The sequence below is a fragment of the Bacillus sp. FJAT-42376 genome (assembly GCF_003816055.1).
GTDB lineage: Bacteria > Bacillota > Bacilli > Bacillales > Bacillaceae > Metabacillus_B.
Window position 1 is genome coordinate 1,659,489 of sequence record NZ_CP033906.1, and the last position, 20,423, is coordinate 1,679,911.

At 46.8% G+C, this 20,423-nt stretch carries 24 protein-coding genes; 17 read left to right on the forward strand and 7 right to left on the reverse strand.

Annotated features, from left to right (window positions below; all coding sequences use genetic code 11):
• Positions 1-4: 4 nt before the first annotated feature.
• On the forward strand, positions 5-1,036 hold the full coding sequence (locus CEF21_RS08370; protein ID WP_123915088.1) for a hypothetical protein: 1,032 nt from the start codon (positions 5-7) through the stop codon (positions 1,034-1,036).
• Between the two features lie 370 nt (positions 1,037-1,406).
• On the opposite strand, the gene CEF21_RS08375 is transcribed toward CEF21_RS08370, so the two are convergent.
• Together CEF21_RS08375 and CEF21_RS08380 are read right to left on the reverse strand one after the other, a co-directional pair.
• Positions 1,407-1,538 carry a DUF3941 domain-containing protein gene (locus CEF21_RS08375; protein WP_123915091.1) on the reverse strand — a complete coding sequence of 44 codons (132 nt, stop codon included), beginning with the start codon at positions 1,536-1,538 and terminating at the stop codon, positions 1,407-1,409.
• A gap of 62 nt (positions 1,539-1,600) precedes the next feature.
• Positions 1,601-2,458, reverse strand: coding sequence for a DegV family protein (locus tag CEF21_RS08380; protein WP_123915093.1), 858 nt, complete (start codon positions 2,456-2,458; stop codon positions 1,601-1,603).
• Between the two features lie 177 nt (positions 2,459-2,635).
• On the opposite strand from CEF21_RS08380, the gene CEF21_RS08385 reads away from it, so the two are divergent.
• A complete protein-coding gene (locus tag CEF21_RS08385; protein ID WP_206427806.1) occupies positions 2,636-3,478 on the forward strand; it encodes a YitT family protein in 843 nt (280 codons plus the stop codon).
• Positions 3,479-3,488: 10 nt separating this feature from the next.
• Entirely contained in the window at positions 3,489-3,959 is a 471-nt protein-coding gene (locus CEF21_RS08390; RefSeq protein ID WP_123915099.1) for a BsuPI-related putative proteinase inhibitor, read from the forward strand.
• 35 nt (positions 3,960-3,994) lie between these two features.
• On the opposite strand, the gene CEF21_RS08395 is transcribed toward CEF21_RS08390, so the two are convergent.
• The 3 genes from CEF21_RS08395 to CEF21_RS08400 all read right to left on the reverse strand — a co-directional run bounded on the left by CEF21_RS08395 (position 3,995) and on the right by CEF21_RS08400 (position 5,238).
• Positions 3,995-4,165, reverse strand: coding sequence for a DUF3813 domain-containing protein (locus CEF21_RS08395; RefSeq protein WP_123915103.1), 171 nt, complete (start codon positions 4,163-4,165; stop codon positions 3,995-3,997).
• A gap of 1 nt (position 4,166) precedes the next feature.
• Positions 4,167-4,325, reverse strand: coding sequence for a hypothetical protein (locus CEF21_RS21225; protein WP_164462129.1), 159 nt, complete (start codon positions 4,323-4,325; stop codon positions 4,167-4,169).
• A 103-nt stretch (positions 4,326-4,428) separates the two neighbouring features.
• Entirely contained in the window at positions 4,429-5,238 is an 810-nt protein-coding gene (locus CEF21_RS08400; protein WP_123920077.1) for a Cof-type HAD-IIB family hydrolase, read from the reverse strand.
• A gap of 171 nt (positions 5,239-5,409) precedes the next feature.
• On the opposite strand from CEF21_RS08400, the gene CEF21_RS08405 reads away from it, so the two are divergent.
• From CEF21_RS08405 to CEF21_RS08450, 10 genes are all read left to right on the forward strand, one after another.
• Complete coding sequence (locus CEF21_RS08405; protein WP_123915107.1) at positions 5,410-6,195, forward strand: prolyl oligopeptidase family serine peptidase; 786 nt, start codon at positions 5,410-5,412, stop codon at positions 6,193-6,195.
• 60 nt (positions 6,196-6,255) lie between these two features.
• The gene (locus CEF21_RS08410; protein WP_123915110.1) at positions 6,256-6,564 is read left to right on the forward strand and encodes a metal-sulfur cluster assembly factor; all 309 of its coding nucleotides are present in this window, start codon (positions 6,256-6,258) and stop codon (positions 6,562-6,564) included.
• Between the two features lie 707 nt (positions 6,565-7,271).
• Positions 7,272-8,300, forward strand: coding sequence for an N-acetyl-gamma-glutamyl-phosphate reductase (gene argC / locus CEF21_RS08415; RefSeq protein ID WP_123915113.1), 1,029 nt, complete (start codon positions 7,272-7,274; stop codon positions 8,298-8,300).
• A 27-nt stretch (positions 8,301-8,327) separates the two neighbouring features.
• The gene (argJ, locus tag CEF21_RS08420) at positions 8,328-9,545 is read left to right on the forward strand and encodes a bifunctional ornithine acetyltransferase/N-acetylglutamate synthase (protein ID WP_123920079.1); all 1,218 of its coding nucleotides are present in this window, start codon (positions 8,328-8,330) and stop codon (positions 9,543-9,545) included.
• Between the two features lie 14 nt (positions 9,546-9,559).
• Positions 9,560-10,339 carry an acetylglutamate kinase gene (gene argB / locus CEF21_RS08425; protein ID WP_123915116.1) on the forward strand — a complete coding sequence of 260 codons (780 nt, stop codon included), beginning with the start codon at positions 9,560-9,562 and terminating at the stop codon, positions 10,337-10,339.
• Positions 10,336-11,490 carry an acetylornithine transaminase gene (locus tag CEF21_RS08430; RefSeq protein ID WP_123915119.1) on the forward strand — a complete coding sequence of 385 codons (1,155 nt, stop codon included), beginning with the start codon at positions 10,336-10,338 and terminating at the stop codon, positions 11,488-11,490. Before argB ends, CEF21_RS08430 begins: the two co-directional genes overlap by 4 nt.
• Before the next feature lie 123 nt (positions 11,491-11,613).
• Positions 11,614-12,666, forward strand: coding sequence for a carbamoyl phosphate synthase small subunit (locus CEF21_RS08435; RefSeq protein ID WP_123915122.1), 1,053 nt, complete (start codon positions 11,614-11,616; stop codon positions 12,664-12,666).
• Positions 12,659-15,667, forward strand: a complete 3,009-nt coding sequence (locus tag CEF21_RS08440) for a carbamoyl-phosphate synthase (glutamine-hydrolyzing) large subunit (protein ID WP_123915125.1) — start codon at positions 12,659-12,661, stop codon at positions 15,665-15,667. The genes CEF21_RS08435 and CEF21_RS08440 overlap by 8 nt, the downstream gene beginning before the upstream one ends.
• Positions 15,655-16,596 carry an ornithine carbamoyltransferase gene (gene argF, locus CEF21_RS08445; protein ID WP_123915127.1) on the forward strand — a complete coding sequence of 314 codons (942 nt, stop codon included), beginning with the start codon at positions 15,655-15,657 and terminating at the stop codon, positions 16,594-16,596. Before CEF21_RS08440 ends, argF begins: the two co-directional genes overlap by 13 nt.
• A 41-nt stretch (positions 16,597-16,637) precedes the next feature.
• Complete coding sequence (locus CEF21_RS08450; protein ID WP_123915130.1) at positions 16,638-16,817, forward strand: YjzC family protein; 180 nt, start codon at positions 16,638-16,640, stop codon at positions 16,815-16,817.
• Between the two features lie 87 nt (positions 16,818-16,904).
• Here CEF21_RS08450 and CEF21_RS08455 read toward each other — a convergent pair whose 3' ends face one another.
• Positions 16,905-17,090, reverse strand: coding sequence for a YjzD family protein (locus CEF21_RS08455; RefSeq protein WP_123915133.1), 186 nt, complete (start codon positions 17,088-17,090; stop codon positions 16,905-16,907).
• A 209-nt stretch (positions 17,091-17,299) separates the two neighbouring features.
• Between CEF21_RS08455 and CEF21_RS08460 the strand changes: the two genes are divergently transcribed.
• The 3 genes from CEF21_RS08460 (at position 17,300) to CEF21_RS08470 (ending at position 18,987) form a co-directional block, all read left to right on the forward strand.
• Positions 17,300-18,034: a hypothetical protein gene (locus CEF21_RS08460; protein WP_123915135.1), complete on the forward strand. Its 735-nt coding sequence runs from the start codon at positions 17,300-17,302 to the stop codon at positions 18,032-18,034.
• Positions 18,035-18,077: 43 nt separating this feature from the next.
• Complete coding sequence (locus CEF21_RS08465; RefSeq protein ID WP_123915139.1) at positions 18,078-18,722, forward strand: hypothetical protein; 645 nt, start codon at positions 18,078-18,080, stop codon at positions 18,720-18,722.
• A 79-nt stretch (positions 18,723-18,801) separates the two neighbouring features.
• Positions 18,802-18,987, forward strand: coding sequence for a ComZ family protein (locus CEF21_RS08470; protein ID WP_123915142.1), 186 nt, complete (start codon positions 18,802-18,804; stop codon positions 18,985-18,987).
• A gap of 51 nt (positions 18,988-19,038) precedes the next feature.
• Here CEF21_RS08470 and CEF21_RS08475 read toward each other — a convergent pair whose 3' ends face one another.
• The gene (locus CEF21_RS08475) at positions 19,039-19,290 is read right to left on the reverse strand and encodes a hypothetical protein (protein WP_123915145.1); all 252 of its coding nucleotides are present in this window, start codon (positions 19,288-19,290) and stop codon (positions 19,039-19,041) included.
• Between the two features lie 175 nt (positions 19,291-19,465).
• On the opposite strand from CEF21_RS08475, the gene CEF21_RS08480 reads away from it, so the two are divergent.
• Positions 19,466-20,398, forward strand: a complete 933-nt coding sequence (locus CEF21_RS08480) for a beta-ketoacyl-ACP synthase III (RefSeq protein WP_123915149.1) — start codon at positions 19,466-19,468, stop codon at positions 20,396-20,398.
• The last annotated feature ends 25 nt before the right edge of the window (positions 20,399-20,423 follow it).

Genomic DNA, 20,423 nt, shown 5'->3' on the forward strand with positions numbered 1-20,423 from the left:
ATCCGTGTTGATAAACTTTATTCTTGGTATTGCTTCTAAAACGCTGAGCAAACTTTTCAGCTTTGCGACCGCTTCGTTTCTTGGGCGGGTTCCGTCGAAGGACGATTCAAAGGTGAGCCTGATCGGGGTTCTCTCTTTTTATTGGCTTTTAGTTGTCATTACATTTATTTTTCCGCTATCTGCGCGAAGTCTGATTCCGCTTGCGCCCGATGACCCTAACGCTGTCCGGATGATGGCAGCTGTACTCCTCATTGCCATTCCGCTTTTTAACGGCTGGATGACCACAAGAGTAGAGAATTTTTCACGTAAGGAGCACGGATACGGAAAGCAAATAATGATGGGCTTCCCAGTGACAGTTATTATGGGATTTCTTGTCGTGTCGTTAGTCATCTCCATCCCGATTATAAAAGCTCCTCACTTTATCCATATGAATTATCTGGATACCATCAAGATTATGATTAGAAAAGGCCAGTTTGATCAAGTGGTTAGTCAATTAAAAGAGATATTAACTGACTATCCGCTTAGAGAAGAAGAGCCTCCGAAGGTTATGCAATACCAGTTCACCTTTTTGACATGGGTGCAAAGTGAAATTTTTCATAAGCATATGTCCAAAGAGATGAAAGTACTGAAAGGGCAAGACGGTGATGAGAACTTTCAAATCATTCTCCATGCCACAGACATTGCCATCACAGCGAAAAGAAAGACGGCGACGAAAATCCGGTCCATTCTTGCTGAAAAGTTAAATGAGGAGCATCTTTATTTTTCATGGGATGATCCGTCACATGAGGTGGAGGATGCGATTCTTGAATACAAGCACAGGCTTATCAACAATGAAGAGGTGAGTCCGGAGGAAATAAGGCACTTGGCAGAACGAATCAAAGAAACAGGCCTTTCTCAAGAGGAATGGAATTCAATCCGCCGCCAGATTTACCATCTCCAAATAGCCTGGTATGAAAGGAACACAAGTGATCTGCCCCGTCACATGACCGTGGTGCCGGATTATTTGATGGCCTCGAAGGAAAACAGCCGCCTATAGCGATAGAAGGGTGTCTAAATTAAACGATTCCACAAAGAAAGAGGCTGGGACGTAACTAAAATTGTTGTCCTAAAGCCGAATATTTCTTTTGAAAAGGCTATGTTAAAGCATGTTGCTGCTTTTAACACCTGTTGATTGGAGCGAACGACTGCAGCGGAAATCAACAGCCAAGTTTAACAGCGCTTTGAAAGAAAGCATGAAAAACAATAAAACCGAACGATTACGAACCTCTATACCAGAGGTTCAAATAATCGTTCGGTTTTTTTATTAGCCGGATTTTGTCCCAGCCTCTTCCCGTTTCTTTTTCTGAGGCTGGACCGCCTAACATGAATGGGGGAGCAAATCAAAAGCAAACCAGCCATGTTTCGAATTATAAATGATCGGTTTTCTTGGAATACTGATTTTTCCCGGCTTTGCGGTTTTTCTCTTCCAGCATATTTTTTTCATGTTGTTTGGCGTTGTTATCTTTAGCCTTCTTGTCGTTGTCACTTGTATGCGGCATCCTTCTTCCGCTCCTTTCGAATGGAGTTGGTGTTAGGATAACCGGCCGGCTGAAAGTTTATGTCACAGTTCCTTGTTCAGGAAATAGAGAGCGATGGTTCCTGGACCTGAATGGGACCCTACAGCCGATCCAATCATGGTAATCATGACTTCTTTTGGAGAGAATTCTTCTAGAACCATCTGCTTCAGCTCTTCAGCGGTCTCGAGGTCATCCCCGTGACTGATTCCAACAACCTGGCTGCTAAGCCCTTCCCCGCGTTCACTCATAACCTCAATCATGCGTTTCAGCACTTTTTTACGGCCTCTGATTTTCTCAAGAGGAACAAGTTTTCCTTCTTCTACGTGAAGGAGCGGCTTAATGTTAAGCAAGCCTCCGAGAAACGCAGAAGCCTTGCTGACGCGTCCGCCTTTTGCCAGGTATTCCAGGTCATTGACCGTAAAGAGATGCTCCATATGCTCAGCGTGGAGCCTTACCGCTTTCTCGATTTCATCGATCGATTTTCCTTCTGCAGAGAGCTCGGCCGCTTTTCTGACGACCAGACCGTACCCTAATGAAGCGCATTTTGTATCCGTAATGACAAGATTGAAATCGGGATATTCTTCTTTCACTTCATTCGCAATCATGACCGCTGTCTGATACGTGCCCGACAGTTCGGATGAAAAGGCAGGATACAGGGCTGCGGTTCCTTTTTCCGCCAATTTGGTAAATGTTTCTTTCAAAGTCAGCGGATTGCACTGGGATGTTTTCGGAACATCTCCAGTTTTGATGGCATCATATATATCTTTGGACTGGATGGTCAGCAAATCTTCATAATCTTCACCTTTAAGATGAACTCCAAGCGGAAGAAGAAGCACTCCATGTTTTTTGTAAAAGTCCAATGGCAGGTCGCTTGCGCTGTCTGCTATAATTTGAACGTTCATATGTACACCTCGGTTTTTTCAATTATTTTCTATTTTACTGTAAAACAAATAAAAAGAATACGAATAAATTCATTACACATTGTATAGCAAGGAACAAGCCGTGACAAACAATGTATTCGGAAACGCCTATTTGGGGTAAACCAACAGTAAGACGAACGTCTCGGGAGGTACCTAATTATGGTCATGGAAGAATCGAAGAAAATCATTGTCGTCATTTTCGGGGCGCTGCTGAATGCCATTGCACTGAATTTGTTTTTGATTCCCGCCAAGGTTTATGCAAGCGGGTTTACAGGAGTATCACAGCTGATCTCCAACATCCTTACCAGGTACACTCCGTTTAGTATTTCAACGGGTGTGCTGCTGTTTTTGCTGAATATTCCTGTCTTCTTTTTAGGATGGACGAAGGTTGGAAAATCTTTTACGATTTACAGTATTATTAGTGTTGGGGCGACAACTGTTTTTCTTGGCTTCATTCCGCTGCAGGAAATTTCGGGGGATATCCTGCTTAACGCTGTGTTCGGCGGGGTTATAGCGGCAGTCGGTGTCGGTCTGACCTTGAAATACGGTGCATCGACCGGAGGGCTCGATATTGTCGCGATGGTTTTATCCCGATTAAAGGACAAGCCTGTTGGCACGTACTTTTTTATGCTGAATGCGGTTATCATTTTCTCGGCGGGAGTCTTATTCGGATGGGAAAAAGCCCTTTACACGCTGGTTGCTCTATACGCGTCAACACGGGTCATTGATGCCATTCACACCCGCTATGAAAAACTGACGGCGATGATTGTAACAAAAAAAGCAGACGAATTGAAAAAAGCCATTCATGCAAAGCTCGTCCGCGGCATTACAGCCGTTCCCGCTAAAGGCGGGTTCACGAACGAATCAAAGGAAATGCTCGTTATGGTCATAACGAGATATGAACTGTATGACCTGGAAAAAACGATACAGGAAGTCGACCCGCAGGCCTTTACAAACATTGTGGAAACAACGGGAATTGTCGGCTCATTCAGGAAAGATTAAGAGGTGAATAATGAAAAAAGCGTGTTTGCTTATCATCATCCTGCTTCTATCGGGCTGCAGCCATCAGGCCGATGAAGGGAAAGAGGTGACGGCTCCTATGGAGAAAACGAATCAGGTGCTTCTCAACGTTTCCGCAGAGGAAAGCATGGACCAGGCGGTTCTGAAACTTTCCATTCAAAATGATACAGACATGAAGAAAACGTTCACCTTCCCAAGCGGCCAGACCTATGAACTTAGTGTCACCGATCAGGAAGGAAATGAAGTGTACCGCTATTCAAAAGGGAAAATGTTTACCCAGGCAATCAGGGAACTAACCCTGGAGCCGGGTGAAAAAAAGGAATATCAGGAAGTATGGGGCTATCGTTCAAACGGGAATAAAGCGGCTTCGGGAGAGTATAAGGTTGAAGCCTTATTTTTAGGGAAAGAGAAAGCAGAAAAACCTTTAAAAGCCCAAACCAAATTAACCATTCCGGAAAAATAATCAAACCGCCCTTTATAAGGGCGGTTTGATTTAAATCAGCGGTTTTCAAGCTTCTGCTGGAGCTCCTGAAGCTGAGCTTTCTCCGCATCTGTGGAATTGGAAAATGCAGAAGATAAAGCATTTTTCGCACGATCCATGGAGGCCTGATCTTGAGGTGCAGCTTCATTAACGGTTTCCCGTGCTTTTTGAAATAATTTATTCCCCATCTTAAAATCCTCCGAGAGAAGTGTCAGACGCCTGTTCCTGCTTGCGGCTGACCTGCTCCTCTGCTTCGGCCATTGTCAAATGGTAAGGAATGCGTTCGTCATGAAGAGCGACCGCATTTTTTCCCTGCTGAATAAAACGTTTCGATTTTCCGCTGCCCATCGCTATCAGCTCCTTAGATAGACTGTAAAAGGGATTCCTCTGCTCTGAAGGAATCCCTTTTATCTTGTGCTTTCAGGGCGCAATTATGGGTGGGAAATTCCGCTTATAAATCCAATTCCTTTTTTAAATAAACGGCGATTCCATCCTCCATATTGGACAGCGTCTCTTTATTGGCTGTCTGTTTCAGGATATCAATGGCATTTCCCATTGCGACACCCTGGCCTGCAAATTCAAGCATTTCCAGATCGTTATCCTCGTCCCCGAAAGCGATGACGCGCTCAGGCGGTATACCGAAATGGTCGGTTAATTTTTTTAAGCCGACTGCTTTATTAATGCCGGATTTAATGATTTCAATTACGTGCCACGGGGCGGCCCATCTCCGGTGCTCCACTACTTCAGCATGCACATCGGACAAATAAGCACGGATTTTGTCCACATTCTTTTCTTCGGCGTGGATCAAAATACTTGTAACATCCTCTCCAAGCGTCTGGCTAAGGTCCCCGATCGTCATTTCCGGGTCCCCCATGCTGAATACATCAAGCAGCCGCTCATCGTGTTTGTGGAAATAGACACGGTCTTTTACTTCAGCAAGCATATTATGTACACCGTGCTGATCCGCTGTCTTGATGATTTCCTGAACGACATCGAGTTCAAGCGTGGTGTGGAACATTCCCCAGCCCTCATCTTTTGGATGGTGAACAAAAGCTCCGTTGAAGTTCACAATGGGGGTATCAAGGCCAAGCTCTCTGTAGTATAGAGAACTGGAACGGTAAGGCCGTCCAGTCGCAATGCAGACAATGTGCCCGGCAGCTCGTGCCTTTTGAATGATTTCCTTCGAATAGGCGGAAATGGTTTTATCATCCCGCAGCAAGGTTCCATCTAAGTCCAAAGCAATTAAATGTTTAGTATCCATAATGTCTCCCTTAGTCATCATTTTCTTCATCCTATTCATTATTATATCAAAAATACCCAAGCCTTAACGAATTCTCCGCCTGATCTTCCGGCGGCTGATTTTTTCAAAAGTAGAGAAAAGCATGATACACTATACTTGGATAAAGTGTCACCACAACAAGGAGGATGCAGCGTGGTCATTGTGGAAAACATCATTGCAGGCGGAGTACCGAGCCTGCATGTCGTTAAGGAAGAGTTAAAAGAGGAACAAACCCCGTTTGTCATTTTTGTTCACGGGTTTACAAGTGCAAAGGAACACAATCTTCACTACGCTTACCTTCTGGCGGAGAAAGGGGCCAGAGTGGTTCTCCCCGAAGCCCTCTATCACGGAGAACGCTCGGAGCCGCTTGCCCCTATGGAATTGAACGTCCGTTTTTGGGACATTGTAATGAATACCATCCATGAACTGAATGCTGTAAAGAATTATTTTGCTGCACAGGGATTAATTGATGAAAACCGCATCGGTGTTTCCGGAACGTCCATGGGCGGAATTGTTACGCTGGGTGCCCTTACCCAGTATGAATGGATTACGGCAGGAGTCAGTCTGATGGGGAGCCCTTATTACGTCCATTTCTTAAAAAAACAAGTAGAATACCTGCGGGAAGCAGGGCACGTTCTGCCCATTTCAGATGAAGATCTGGAAACGAAAATGCAGTCGCTCGAGCAATTTGACCTGAGCATACATAAAGACAAACTCAATAACAGGCCGCTCCTGTTCTGGCACGGCGAAAAAGATAAAGTGGTTCCCTTTAACCCAACCTGGACTTTTTATGAAGAAATCCGTGAATCATACGCCGATCAGCCTGAAAAGATTCAGTTCATCCGGGACCGGAATGCCGACCATAAAGTATCCAGGGAAGGCCTGCTCGGCCTCGTCAGCTGGTTTGATCAGCATCTCGCCTTAAGCACTCAAGTTTAAAAATAGGACAAAGTCCGTTATAATGCGAAAATAGGCATTGAATGAAGGAGTGAATAGAAAATGGAAGAAGCATTAAAAGAAAACCTGATGGGCGCACTTGAACAAGTCGTCGATCCCGAGCTTGGAATCGACATCGTCAACCTGGGACTTGTCTATGAAGTCGATATGGACGAAGCCGGCCTGACAACTGTGACAATGACACTTACTTCAATGGGCTGCCCGCTTGCCGGTACCATTGTGGATCAAGTGAAAATTGCCCTTTCCGATATCCCGGAAGTGAAAGAAACAGAAGTCAACATCGTCTGGAATCCGCCATGGTCCAAAGACCGCATGTCAAGATATGCTAAAATCGCACTTGGCATTACCTGAGGAAATGCTGACACCTCCTGCCTGAAGGCAGGGGGTGTTTTTTTATTATCCGCTAAACGTGTGGTTCTTCCTGTGGAAATCAGGCGGAATGAAAACGCACGGAAGAAACAGGGAGGCCATGGACGGAATTTAGGCAGTGGGAGCAATGAAAAGAATTTGTCGAAACCGGTCGTTTGGCCCGTAAACAGAGGAAGTTGGCCCGTAACCGGGGGAAATTGGCCCGTAAACGAAGAAAGTTGGCCCGCAAACGAAATAAGTTGGCCCGTAAAAGAAGAAAGTTGGCCCGGAACCGTAGTAAATTGGCCCATAAACGCAGACCGTGCCAGGCAAGAATGCCGGACATCCCCTAAACCGTGCTCCATGCCGGGCAAGAATGCCGGACATCCCCGGAACTGTGCTCCATGCCAGGCAAGAATGCCCGGCATTCCCTAAACCGCTGCTCCGTGCCAGGCAAGAATGCCCGACATCGGAACCGTGCTCCATCCCTCGCATCCCCAAAAAACACAAATCAACATCTCAAAAATCTGCACACCACCCACCCCAAGTCTTTCCAGAAAAGCTAATTCCCTCTTCTATCACCGCTGTAAAGCACTTTTGCACTTTATCTTCCAAAGTTCGAGTAAAAAATCATAAATATACAGTTGATTTTATTTATATGCGTATTTATAATGATAACTAATTCAAAGAAGGAGACGGAAGGTGATTGTTTGAATGTAGGAATTGTAGGCTCTACCGGCTATGGGGGGATTGAGCTTTATAGACTGCTAGCGAATCATCCTTATACAGATAAATGTATACTTTATACATCGTCGCAGGGGGGCAATTTGTATTCGGATGTGTACCCCCATTTAAATGGACTCATGGATGAGCCGTTGGAAAACGCGGATGAAGCCGAAGGAATCGATGTCATGTTTCTTGCGGCTCCCCCCGGGGTATCGGCTGAGCTGACTCCTTCGCTTATGAATAAAGGTTGTAAAGTCATTGATCTCTCGGGTGATCTTCGATTAAAGGCGCCGGGGGATTATGAGAAGTGGTATCAGCGTAAGCCTGCTGCAAAAGAATTGATTGGGGAGGCCGTTTACGGTCTAACGGAAATAAACCGGGAACGGATTGCCGATACAAACATTCTTTCCAATCCCGGCTGTTATCCCACGGCATCGCTCCTTGGTCTTGCCCCTTTGGTGCTCCGCCATCGGATAGAACCCGCGTCGATCATCATCGATGCGAAATCCGGTATTTCAGGTGCGGGAAGGAAGGCGGGGCTCGGCACGCATTATTCCGAGCTGAATGAGAATTTTAAAGTTTACAAGATTGCCGAGCATCAGCATACTCCGGAAATTGAGCAGCAGCTTGGTATTTGGATGAAGGAGCCGGTCAGGATCAGCTTCACCCCTCATCTTGTGCCGATGACGAGGGGGATTATGGCGACGATGTATGTGCAGCTGAGCGAATCTGTTTCGACGGAAACGCTTCTCGAAAGCTATCAGTCTTTTTATGAGGATGCCCCATTCGTAAGAATTCGAAAACCGGGAACTTACCCTCAGACAAAAGAAGTAGCGGGATCGAATTTTTGCGATATTGGCTTGAAGGTGGATGAGCGGACGGGACGTGTAGTGATTGCTTCCGTGATCGATAATCTGATGAAAGGGGCAGCGGGGCAGGCGGTGCAGAATTATAACGTGATGAATGGCTGGGATGAACGGGCAGGGCTGAAGCTTGTTCCGATGTATCCATAAGAAGGAGTGTTGAACGTGCAGGAAACAATGGAGGCGGCTGTAACGCTTGCAGAGAATGGGTCGGTCGTATCGCCTAAGGGCTTTAGAGCACATGGGGTTCATTGCGGCCTTCGGTATTCTAAAAAAGATTTAGGTATTCTTTACAGTGAGGTTCCGGCGAGTGCGGCAGCGGTCTATACACAGAGCCACTTTCAGGCAGCGCCTTTGAAAGTGACACAGGAGAGCATAGCAGCCGGAGGGAAAATTCAGGCTCTGATTGTTAACAGCGGGAACGCGAATGCGTGCACTGGAAGACAGGGGTTGGCGGATGCCTATCAAATGAGACGGGCCTGTGCAGAAAAGCTGGGGATTCATGAATGCTTAACCGCTGTTGCTTCCACGGGAGTCATTGGAGAACGGATGAAGATGGATAAAATCCTGGAAGGGATTCCTAAGCTTAATCCGGTAAATTCAGAAGAAGGAAGTGATTCGTTTGAAACCGCCATTTTAACGACCGATACGGGTGTGAAGAATGCGGGAGCAAGCATAGAAATTGACGGTAAAACGGTTTGGATCGGAGGAGCGGCGAAAGGCTCGGGGATGATTCATCCGAATATGGCAACGATGCTTGGTTTTGTGACGACGGATGCAGCGATTGAGCCGGTTCATCTTCAGCACGCATTGCGCGAGATTACTGATTTGACCTTTAATCAGATTACGGTAGACGGAGAAACCTCCACGAATGACATGGTGCTTGTCCTTGCCAATGGTATGGCAGGCAATGACCCGCTGAATCCGGAGCATTCTGAGTGGAGCGTGTTTAAATCCGCCATGCAGGAGGTCTGCAAAGAGCTTGCCAAGCAGATCGCGAAGGATGGAGAAGGGGCGACTAAGCTGATTGAGGTTCAGGTGAGCGGTGCAGCCACTGTGAAAGACGCAAGAGCAGCGGCGAAAAAAGTGGTCGGCTCAAGTCTTGTCAAGACCGCTGTTTTTGGAGAAGACGCGAACTGGGGAAGAATCATCGGAGCCATCGGCCACAGCAGCTCGGCTGTGAATGCGGATCAGACAGAAATCCGTCTTGGCGATCTATGCCTTTTCAGCCAAGGAGAACCTCAAAACTATAGTGAAGAGAAGGCGGCTCTTTATTTAAAAAATAAAACGATTGTCATTAAAGTAAATCTTGCAGCGGGAAATGAAGAAGCGACGGCATGGGGCTGCGACCTTACGTATGATTACGTGAAAATCAATGCGAGCTACCGAACATAAAGGAGGAATCTTCATTGAATCGTGTGATAGTCCTGAAATGCGGAGGGAGCATTATCTCCAAGCTGTCTGAGTCTTTTTTTACCTCAATTCAATCATTAAAATCCTCCGGATGGGACATTGTCCTCGTGCACGGCGGGGGACCGGATATTACGGATACCCTAAAGCAAATGCAAATTGAAACGGAGTTCAAAAACGGACAGCGGAAAACAACGAAGCAAGTGCTTGAGGTTGTCCAGATGACGCTTGCCGGTAAATTAAATAAACAGCTGGCGGGAGAATGCATGAAAAGAGGACTTTCTGCTGTCGGACTTTCCGGTCAGGATGCGGGATTGCTTTCTGCGGAGGTGCTCAATGAGGAAGAGCTCGGTCTCGTCGGGCGGGTTGTCCGTGTCAATACCGGGCTGCTCGGGCTTTTGCTCAAGCAGGATTATATTCCTGTTGTAGCGCCTCTTGGCATAACGGAAAGCTTTGAAACACTGAATGTGAACGCGGATACGGCCGCAGCCGCGATTGCGCAGGCCCTTAACGCGGATAAACTCCTGTTTGTCACGGATGTAGACGGCATTTTGAAAAACGGGCAGCTTATTAGCGAAACCCATCCTGCCGAGATTAGAAGCTGCATCAAGAGCGGTGTAATTTCCGGCGGCATGATTCCAAAAGCAGAGGCAGCGGTTCAATCCCTGTCTGCAAGCTTAAAAGAAGTAATGATTGTAAACGGGAAAAAAGCATTTTTGAAAAATAATGAATTCCTCGGTACAAAAATATGCAGCAAAAAGGAGGCGGCAGCCGGATGAGCTCTTTGTTTCCTACATACGCGAGGTGGGACCTTACCCTCACGGAGGGGAAAGGTGCCTGGGTAAAAGATACAAATGGGAAGGAGTATCTCGATTTCATTTCAGGGATTGCAGTATGCAGTCTCGGCCATCAATTTGAACCTGTGAAAAACGCGGTAGCCGCTCAGCTGGATAAGCTGTGGCATGTATCCAATTTGTTCGGAATCGAACAGCAGGAGCAGGCGGCCGCTCTTCTTACGGAGCATTCTTTTGCGGAAGCGGTTTTCTTTTGCAACAGCGGTGCGGAAGCGAATGAAGCAGCGATTAAACTTGCGAGGAAGCATACAGGTAAAGGGACCATCGTCACCTTTCATCAATCCTTTCATGGAAGAACGTTTGCTGCGATGGCGGCAACAGGACAGGAAAAAGTCAGAACCGGATTCGGGGAAATGCTCCCGTCTTTTGAATATTTGCCTTATAACCATCTGGATGCCCTCGATGAACTGGAGGGCGACCACTATGCAGCAATCATGCTGGAGGTAATTCAGGGGGAAGGCGGAGTTGTTCCCGGTTCGGACGAATTTTTAAAAAAGGCCGGGGAGACGTGCAAACGATTGGGTTGCTTGCTGATTGTGGATGAGGTGCAAACCGGAATCGGCCGCACAGGGAAATTGTTTGCCCATGAAGGGAAAGTAACACCGGATATTGTCACATCGGCGAAGGGGCTGGGAAATGGATTCCCTGTAGGGGCGATGCTTGGAAGCGGAGAATTGATTCCATCGTTTCAGCCGGGATCCCACGGTTCCACCTTTGGAGGAAATCCTTTAGCTATGGCAGCGGTTCAGGCCGTTCTGAAAACCATTCTCCAGCCAGGATTTTTAGAGACGGTAAAGGAAAAAGGAGCCCATTTCATAAGGGAGCTAAAAAAAGAAACGGAAGAGCTGCCTTCTGTACTTGAAATCAGGGGGCAGGGAATGATGATCGGTTTGGAATACGATGGCCCCGCTGCCGGAGTGATTGCGGAACTGAGAGAAAACGGGCTGCTCGTTTTGCCTGCGGGAGAAAACGTCATCCGTCTTCTTCCGCCTATAAACTGTACGTATGAAGAGTGCAGAATGGCGGTATCCATTTTAAAGACCGTTCTGGAGGCCCATTCAAAAGCGAGGATCTGAAAAGGCAGCGGCCAGTTCCTGTGGTTTCCGCAATGTATATTCAAGCTGCAGGAAATTTTTTTAAAAATAAATGAATAAAAATACATTTGTATTAATTTATATACAAACTATGAGGTGAACGGAATGAAGGGATACATTAAGCTTGAAAATGGCCTGACGCTGGCAGGAGAAATTGGAGATGAGACCCATCCCGAAGCAGAGGGAGAAGCGGTTTTTTTTACAGGAATGACCGGCTATCAGGAAGTGCTGAGCGATCCATCGTATCAAAATCAAATCCTTGTTTTCACTTATCCGCTGATTGGCAATTATGGAATCAATCTGAAGGATTTTGAAAGCAAAAAGCCCCAAATCAGCGGAGCGGTTTTTTATGAATGCTGTGAAGCGTTTTCGCACTATGAAGCGGTTACCAGCTTAAAGGCTTATTTGAAAAAATGGGGGATTCCTTTTTTGCATCATGTGGATACCCGATTTTTAGTGAAAAACATCCGCTCATCCGGAACGATGAATGCGAAAATTTCGGCCGTTCCGGACGCGGCCGTTCCTCCGATTAAGCTCCCGCAGCATTGCGGGGGAAAGGCTTCGGTGCACGGGGAAGGAAAGCAGCATACGGTCCTTATTGATTTTGGATTAAAAAAATCGATCCTAACGTCATTGTTAGACAGAGGCCAGCGCGTAACCGTTCTGCCGTATGAAAAAATGGCGGATGTATTTGAAATGAAGCCATCCGGCGTGGTTTTATCCAATGGCCCGGGAGACCCGAAACAGCTGGAGCGCTATTTGCCGGTTATTAAAGAAATCGCCGCAGCGTTTCCGGTTCTCGGCATTTGCCTCGGCCATCAGCTGCTTGCTCTGGCGCATGGAATGGATACGGAAAAGCTTCCGTTCGGCCACCGGGGAGCCAATCACCCGGTCGTTGACCGCACCACAGGGAAGGTGTTCATGACCTCCCAGAATCACAGCTATGTTGTGAAACAGAAGCCGGGGGAACAGGAGCTTTCCGTCCGTTTTGAAAACGTGAACGATGGAAGTGTGGAAGGCCTTTTTGATCCGATCCATTCCATTCTTTCCGTTCAGTTCCATCCTGAAGCGAACCCGGGGCCGCGGGAGAGCGAGTGGATTTTCGACGAATATACAGCAATGATGAATCAGACAGGGAGAGTGGCGGACTATGCCTAAGGATGAAACCGTTAAACGCGTGCTCGTGATCGGCTCCGGACCGATTATTATCGGCCAGGCAGCTGAATTTGATTACTCCGGAACACAGGCTTGCCTCGCCTTGAAAGAAGAAGGGTGCGAGGTGATTTTGCTGAACAACAACCCCGCAACGATTATGACCGATCCGGATGTCGCCGACACTGTATACTTTGAGCCGATGACCGCTGACTTTTTAGAAAGGATTATTCAGAAGGAGAAACCGGATGGGCTGCTGCCTACAGTAGGCGGACAGACAGGTTTGAATCTAGCCCTGGAGCTTGATGAAAAAGGAATTCTGGAAAAATACGGTGTAAAGCTGCTCGGTACCTCAGCGGGATCCATCAGGCAGGGCGAGGACAGGGAGCAGTTCCGAAAGCTGATGCATGAACTGAATGAACCAATTCCTGAAAGCTTAATCGTCAAGAATGTGGAGAAGGCCGCAGCTTTTGCCGAAACCATCGGCTATCCGATTATCATCCGTCCTGCCTATACGCTTGGCGGAAAAGGCGGAGGGATTGCACATGATGAGCGTGAGCTGCTCCAAAAGCTCGCCCGCGGACTGGAAGCGAGTCCGATTCATCAGTGTTTAATAGAAAAAAGCATAGCAGGCTTTAAAGAAGTTGAATACGAGGTTATGAGGGATGCGGCAGGGACGTCGGTGACAATCTGCAACATGGAAAACTTTGACCCGGTCGGGATTCATACAGGAGACTCCATCGTTGTTGCCCCGTCGCAGACACTGACAGATACAGAATATCAGATGCTGCGCCAGTCTGCGCTCCGCATTATCGGGGAACTTGGGATCATTGGAGGCTGCAACATTCAATTTGCGCTGGATCCGGAAAGCAAGCAATACTTCGTAATTGAAGTAAATCCCCGGGTGAGCCGTTCATCCGCCCTTGCTTCAAAGGCTACCGGCTATCCGATTGCCCGCATCGCAGCAAAGCTTGCCCTGGGGTTTACATTGAGCGAACTTAAAAATCCGCTGACCGAGACAACGTATGCGAGCTTTGAACCGGCTCTGGATTATGCGGCGGTTAAATTTCCGCGCTGGCCCTTTGATAAATTTAAAGACCTCGACCGATTGCTCGGAACAAAAATGAAAGCAACAGGGGAAGTGATGGCTCTGGCCCGCAATATGGAAGCGGGCTTTCTGAAAGCACTGGATTCGCTTGAACTGGATACAATCGGCGCCTATTCTCCTGAGCTGGCAGCATTTGAGGATGCTGAACTGGACGCTTTGCTGACCAATGCGGATGACCGCCGTTTTTTTGCCGCAGCCGAAAAAATGAGAAGAGGATCCGGAATTGAGGCGATCCATTCGCTGACGAGGATCGACCGCTATTTCCTGGCCGTTGTCCAATCCATCGTTCAGATGGAAAAGGACATTCAATCCGCTTCCGTCATTGAAAAAGAAAACCTGTCTTTATGGAAGGAAAAAGGCTTTTCGGATGAGTCGATTGCATTTTGGTCGAACCGGACGGAGAGTGAAGTAAAACAGCTCCGCAATAAATGGAACATCCGGACGATCTATAAAATGGTGGATACGTGTGCCGGGGAATTTGAAGCAAGAACGAATTACTTTTACTCCTCTTATTTCGGAGAACAGGATCTCATTCCCGAGAAAACCGAAAAGAAACGGATCGTCATTATCGGTTCCGGGCCAAACAGGATTGGCCAGGGAATTGAATTCGACTACAGTGCGGTTCACGGGATAAAGGCACTGAAGAAAATGGGCTGTGAAGCCATTATGATCAACAGCAACCCCGAAACGGTCAGTACCGATTATGAGCTGGCAGACCGTCTTTATTTTGAGCCTCTTACATTTGAATATGTCATGAATGTCATCGAGCATGAGCAAGCGGACGCAGTCATTGTTCAGTATGGAGGCCAAACGGCAATAAACCTGGCCGAAAAGCTCTGGGAAGCCGGTGTTCCTCTGCTTGGAACGGATCACCAAACCTTATTCAAACTGGAGGACCGGGATGCCTTTTATCAGCTTCTGGATGAATGCGGAATAGACCGGGTAAAAGGCACGGCTGCTCAATCGGCTAAAGAAGCGATTCTTGCAGCAAAGGCAATTGGATTCCCCGTTCTTCTCCGGCCTTCTTATGTCATCGGAGGAAAGGGAATGGCCATAGCGAAAGATGAAGACGAATTGAGAGCTCTCCTTAAAAAAGCGGAGCCCGCGTCCTTTCCTGTCCTTGTCGATCAATTTGTGTCAGGAAATGAAGCAGAGCTTGATCTCGTTTCAGACGGGGAGAATGTGTGGATTCCGCTTGTGATGGAGCATATTGAACGGGCGGGGATTCACTCCGGAGACAGCATGGCCGTCCTTCCCGCACAATCCTATACGGAAAAGCAGAAGTCTGTAATGAAGAAGTATGCCTCCGCTATTGCCCGCCGTCTTCACTATAAGGGAATCATGAATATTCAATTCATCCTCGCAGATGAAAAGATTTATGTTCTGGAGGTGAATCCGCGTGCAAGCCGGACTGCACCTTTAGTGAGCAAAATTGTGCAGCGGCCGGTCATTGAAGAGGCAACGGCCGCACTGCTGGGAGGGAAAATCTCAGATCACACAGATCCCGTTTCCTTTACAGCGGTTAAATTTCCTGTTTTCTCGACCCATGCCCTTCATGATCAGCCACTCGATCTCGGACCGGAAATGAAAGCGACCGGAGAGGGGATGTGCATCGGCGCCACACTTGAAGAAGCGCTGAGTAAGGTGTTCGATGACGGGAAAGAAAAACCGGTCCTGTTGGATGAACCCGTTTTAAAAAATGAACAGATAAAATCATGCGTGCTGTACAGCCCTGCCACCGGCAGTGATGATGCAGCAAGAAAAGCAGCCCTTGCCTATGGACAGCGGGTTATTACGAATCATGAAACATTTATGGCCTTTCAAAAAGGGAAAGCAGCGGGGACGGGCGCCCTGAAACCGATTCAAAGCAGAAAGGAAGTGGGCGCATGCACGCTATAACCAATACACGGCAAAGTCTAAAGGGGCGGGATTTATTAACCCTGATCGAGCTTGAAACGGATCTGATTCATGCGATCCTTGATGAAGCGGCCATTTTGAAAAAGGCTCCGGTCGAATCATCGCTTGCCGGCAAGACATTGGCGATGATTTTTGAAAAATCCTCTACCCGGACACGTGTCTCGTTTGAGGCAGGAATGCTTCAGCTTGGCGGAGCGGCCCTGTTCTTAAGCAGCAACGACCTTCAGCTTGGAAGAGGAGAGTCGATTGCAGATACGGCAAAAGTTCTTTCAGGATATGTGGATGCGATCATGATCCGGACTTTTGAGCATGAAAAAGCTGAAGAGCTTGCAGAGCATGCAACCATTCCTGTCATCAACGGCCTGACAGATTTGTATCATCCGTGCCAGGCACTTGCGGATTTGCTTACGATTTACGAACTGAAAGGCGCGTTAAAAGGGAAGAAAGCCGCCTACATCGGAGATGGAAACAATGTAGCTCATTCGCTGATGATTGCCTGTGCCAAAACAGGAATCGATTTTGCGCTTGCCAGCCCAAAAGGATACGAAGCGGATCAATCGGTTGTAGGGGAAGCGAAAAAACTGGCGAGTCATTCAGGCTCCAAGCTGTTGTTTACAGAATCTCCTCAAGCAGCTGCATCCGAGGCGGATATTGTGTATTCGGATGTCTGGACGAGTATGGGACAGGAGGATGAATCGCTAAAGCGATTAAAGGATTTTGAGGGTTATCAGGTAAATGCGGAGTTAATGAAGCTTGCCAAAAGTGATGCTCATTTCCTGCACTGCCTTCCCGCCCATCGTGAAGAAGAAGTGACTTCGGAAGTAATTGACGGGCCCCAGTCTGCCGTTTTTCAGCAGGCGGAAAACCGTTTGCATATTCAAAAGGCTCTTTTAAAAATGATTCTCAGCTAAATGGGCATACTATTCGTGAACTTTGACTAGGAGGGTTTCCCATGGGACAGCAGCATCGTTTTCGTGAAGGCCAAAAAGCGCCGAATAACGGCACTTATGTAGAAATTGGAGAAACGGGAGATAACGTCATGCACCCGAAGCAAATCAAATTGCAGGCTGGGGATCATTTTCCGGAAACGTCCAATCATAACCGCCAATGGACGTATAAAAGAAAACCTTAAACAGGCTGGGGGTGCTTCGAAAGGAGGCCCTCAGCAACTGAATCAAAAAGAAAAAAGACCTTTCCGGGGAAAGGTCTTTTTTGCTGTTTAATGATGATCATTTACAGGCTCATTTGGAATCACTGCCGCGATAGCAAAGATCAGCACGGTTACGACAACAGAAAGGATTGAAGCTGTCGTAAAGTCGTATGCGCTTGCAACCATTGATGAAGTTACATACGTCAGCATATGTATCAGAAGAAACGTCCAGAAAAAGGTCCAGAAATAACGCAATATTTTCCCCTCCATTTGCACACAATTCTCATTTAATAATAGCACACATAAATTAGACAGAAAAGAGTCTGATTGGAACATTTGTGACAAGGATTTGTCTGTTCTAAAGCGAATTTCCTAATGAGAGGCTGGGCTCCTTCCCAGACCGATTCTTTTTTTAAGTCATAAGATAAAGCGGGCATATCCTACCGGGAAAGGCGGTGAGCAGCATGGAGATATATGATCGGTTTTTCCAATATGAATCAGAATGGACCGTTATTCACACCCCGTACCAGCCAAATGGATTTGGCGTGCTGATCTTCGGAGATAAAAATCATTTTGTTGATGAACACAGCAGCTTCTGGATGCAGCATCTCGGTCGCAAACAGCTGCTTGCCGCTTTACGGAAAGCAGGCTTTACACTGATTCAGTCCAATCTTTACGGTAATCATTGGGGTTCGCCGAAAGCGCTCGATTTAGCAGAAAAACTTCTCCATCTTTTTCCGAAAAAAGAAATACTGAATGAGAAGGTTCACATCCTTGCAGAAGGAACGGGAGCACTCGCTGCCCTTGAATTGATGGAAAGAAGTCCGGACCGCCTCCGTTCCATCGGCTTGTTTAATCCTTGTATTGATCTTCAAAGCTATTTTCAGGAAGAAAAAATGAATAAACTTTTTTATAAAAGACTGACGAAAGAGATTGCTGCTGCGTATGAAATAGATGAGAAAGAGATGGGTCAGCATGCGTTCCGCTCCCTGAAAAAGATCAACTCCCATGTTCCGGTTAAAATTTGGGACCGGATGAGCGGCACCCCCTTTCCATATCAAAAGCACAGCAAAATATTTGAAGAACAGCGGAAAGAGCAGGGATACCCGATTGAACTGATTCTTCATCTGGGGGAGCAGCCATACCGAATCCATCAGTCCGTTATTAAATTTTTTTCTCTGCATCAGAAAAAATTGTAAGACGTAAATATAAGAGACCATCACTTTTTTGAGGAGGGAAGCCATGAAACAGGCAGCCGTGCTGGGAGCTCAAACCTTTCTTGGTTTCACGTTATGCAAGGAATTACTGAATCGGGGAATTCAAGTCCTCGCAGTGTACGAAAAAGCGAAAAATCGTTTTGAACAGCGGCAGATGGAAGAGAAGTGGCTGACCGTCGGGAGAAATGCGTATTTTGAACTTGTAAGTGAAGAGGATTCGCCTGATCTCGGAAGCTGTGATACCGCTATATGTGAAGCATCCTGGCTGAAAAGCCGTCCGACGCCTGCGGTGCCATTCGTCCTTGTTGAGGATGGACCGGCATGGAGAAAGGACGTATTTGAAAAAGCGGCCATGGTGTATACCGGACATTTTTACGGACCATGGCAGCCTGCAACAGAAGAACTGATTCAATGGGCTGCCGATGAGTTTAAATCCCCGCCGTTTAGGGATGAGCCGGGTCTGTATATTGAGGACGCTGCTAAAACGATCATTCATATAGCCATGGATGAAAGTTCATTTGGAAAAACATTTTATCTCCCGGGAAATGGAGTCCGCAGTGATTCCCTTTATTCTGTCGTCCAGAAAACCGCGTTAACGAAGGGGCTGGATGAACTTAAAAATCATATCGAACAATATCCGTTTTTCTATCATTCCTCTGCGCTTGTCTGATTGCCGATTTCCGCATATAGTTAGTAAAGAAACCCGCTGGACAAGCAGGAATTTTAATATCCGAAGGAGACATGAACAAATGGAACAGCACGAAAAGCAAATGGAATTTATGCAAATTGCCATGAAATATTTTCCGGAAGCGAAAGAACAGCTTGATGCACTTGGGCTCGAGCTTTCCATTGAACACATCCAGCCTTTGCTTGGTTTGTTCAATAAAGTGATGGCAGAAGCCTATGAGCTCGGCAGGCAGGACGCCGCAAAATAAAAAAAGGCTTGAACGCTCTGAAGAGGGTTCAAGCCTTTTTTTGCGTCATTTTCAATCACTCAATTTCTTTTTAATCAAATCAAGCATCGGGCTGAGCTTTTTAAACATAGGCTTCATTTCTTTCAATGAACCCATAATATCGTCCACTTGCATCATAATCTTCATGTAGTCGAGCTGGTCCTCTTGATTAACCGGCTTATCGGAGGCTTGAACGGGCTCTTCAGTGATTTCCTTTTGCTCTTCTTTCTGCGGCCGGCTGCCGAACATTAGCTGATTGAACTTGTTCTCATGGGAATTTGCCACTCTTTTTTCACCTGCCATATATGGGGATTCGGATGATATTAATCTATGAAACGGAGACAAAAGTGCATGGACGAATGAATCAGTCTTTATTGATAAATTTAAGAAGATGAGCTAAAATTAGTACCAAGTCATAATATTTGATGTTAAAAATTTTAAAACTAAAGGGGCTGCACATATGAACGCTGGTATTATCGGAATCGGCCGGTATATTCCCGAAAATGTGATCACCAATCATGACCTTGAAAAACGAATGGATACATCGGATGAATGGATCCGTACACGCACAGGTATAGAAGAAAGACGGATTGCAAGCGATGATATTGATACATCGGATATGGCCTTTATGGCTGCTGAAAAAGCGCTGAAGGATGCGGGCATTACGGCTAAGGAGCTGGATATGATTCTGGTCGCAACCGTTACCCCCGATCAGCCGTTTCCTTCGGTTGCATGCCGGATTCAGGATAGACTGGGAGCCGGGCAGATTCCTGCCATGGACATCAGTGCTGCCTGCGCAGGGTTTATGTATGGCCTTGTAACGGGAAAGCAGTTTATCGAAACGGGTGTATATAAAAATATCTTAGTCGTCGGTGTTGAAAAACTCTCTAAAGTGACAAACTGGGAAGACCGCAACACAGCTGTTCTTTTCGGTGATGCCGCGGGTGCTGCCATCCTCGGACCTGTTTCTGAAGGAAAAGGAATCCTTTCATTTGATCTTGGAGCAGACGGTTCCGGCGGAAAGCACTTATATCAAGAAGAATTTATCATTATGAACGGACGCGAGGTTTTCAAATTCGCTGTAAGACAGATGGGTGAGTCCAGCGTGAAGGTGCTTGAAAAAGCGGGCCTTACAAAGGCTGATGTCGATATGCTTGTTCCTCACCAGGCGAACATCCGTATAATGGAAGCATCAAGAGAACGCCTTGAGCTGCCTCCTGAGAAAATGTCCAAAACCGTTAACAAATTCGGAAATACATCTGCCGCTTCCATTCCTTTAAGTATTGTAGAAGAGCTGGAAGCTGGTAAAATAAAAGACGGAGATCTGCTTGTCATGGTCGGATTCGGCGGCGGCTTAACATGGGGCGCCATTGCCATGAGATGGGGACGTTAACAGACCGGACTAATCTAAACAAAAG